Raw genomic sequence first — 1,453 nt, forward strand, 5'->3', positions numbered from 1 at the left:
CCACACCACCAGGTCGGCGAGGCGGCCCGCGACGACCGCACCGGCGTCGTCGCCCCGCCCGGCCAGCTCCGCGCCGTTGGCGCAGGCCCACTTGAGGACCGTCTCCGGCGCGATGCCGGCCCGCTCGGCGTACATCACCAGCTCGTCCGCGTAGGTGCCGTGCGGCGTCCAGGCGAAGCCGAAGTCGTCGCCGGGCACGATCTTCAGCCCGAGGTCCTCGGCCATCGGCAGGAAGCGCAGGGTGTTCTCGATCTCCTTCTCGAAGTCGAGGGCCTCCAGGTAGTCCGGCGCCTTGCCGAACCGCTCGCCCAGGGCGAGCAGCCGGTCGGGCTGGAAGAGGCTCGGCACCACGAAGACGCCGCGCTCGGCGATCCGCTCCAGCGCCTCGTCGTCGGCGTAGGTGGCGTGGTCGATGACGTCGACCCCCGCGGCCAGCGCGTTGCGGATGCCGTCCAGGCCCCGCGAGTGGGCCCGCACCCTCGCCCCGCGCGCGTGCGCGGTCTTCACGACCAGGGCCAGCTCCTCCCTGCTGAAGAGCAGTTCGTCGGAGCGGGCGTTGGGGAAGGTGTCGTCGCCGGAGGAGAAGACCTTGATGATCTCCGCGCCCTGGTCGATCTCCTCCTCGGTGTACTTCACCAGGTCGCCGAGGACGTCCACCACCGGCATCAGCTCGCGGGGCATCCGCTCCTTGAGCTCGGGGCTGCGCCGCCCGGGCGGGCCCGACACCATCAGGTCGCGGCTGCACGGGGTGATGCGCGGGCCCGGGATGACGCCGGCCTCGATGGCGTTCTTCAGCGCCATGTCGATCCCGGCGACCGAACCGGCCCCGACGAACGCGGTGTACCCGCAGGTCAGCAGGTCCGCCGCGTGCCGCGCGGCGTGCAGGGCGACCTCCGGAACGCGGTACTTGAACAGCGTCTCGCGGCCCGTGGTGACGTTGACGTAGGCGATGTGGGTGTGCCCCAGCGTCATGCCGGGCACGACGGTCAGCCCGGCCAGGTCCCAGCGGACGAAGTCGCCGTCGGCGGGCGCCTCGGCGGCCGGCAGCACGGCCTCGATCCGCTCGCCGTCGAGGAGGACGGAGCGGTGCGGCAGCGAGGCGCGGCCCAGCCCCTCCTGGACGGTGACGTCGTGCAGCAGCAGTCGTCGGTCAGCGGTCACGGTATGCGGCTCCTGACAGGGTGAGGGGGGTGGCGGGGCGCTCGAGCACCGCGGGCCCGAAGACCGTCCACACCATGGGGACGCCGGGCCGGGACACCTGGAACACCAGGCCGTGCCGGCGGCGGCCGGGCTCGTTGGTCACGGCGGCGTCCGCGCGGCCCTCGGCCACCAGCTGGGCGGCGTGCAGGGTGGACTCGGCGGGCACCCACACGATCTCGAAACCGCCGCGCCCGCCCTCCAGGCCGTCCAGCAGCTCCACCAGGCTCCGCGTCTCGTGCAGGGTGGCCAGCCG

General features: G+C 73.4%; 1 protein-coding gene and 1 pseudogene. Both read right to left on the bottom strand.

Annotated features, from left to right (window positions below; genetic code table 11):
• A partial coding sequence (locus tag HW445_RS30790) for an amidohydrolase family protein (protein ID WP_180224076.1) occupies nucleotides 1–1,161 on the bottom strand: 1,161 nt, incomplete at its 3' end.
• Nucleotides 1,151–1,453, bottom strand: a pseudogene (locus HW445_RS30795) (hypothetical protein); the annotation flags it as partial. The gene HW445_RS30790 and the pseudogene HW445_RS30795, both read right to left, overlap by 11 nt.

It is taken from the genome of Streptomyces sp. UH6 (assembly GCF_013421635.1).
In the GTDB taxonomy this organism is placed as follows: Bacteria; Actinomycetota; Actinomycetes; order Streptomycetales; family Streptomycetaceae; genus Streptomyces; species Streptomyces abyssomicinicus.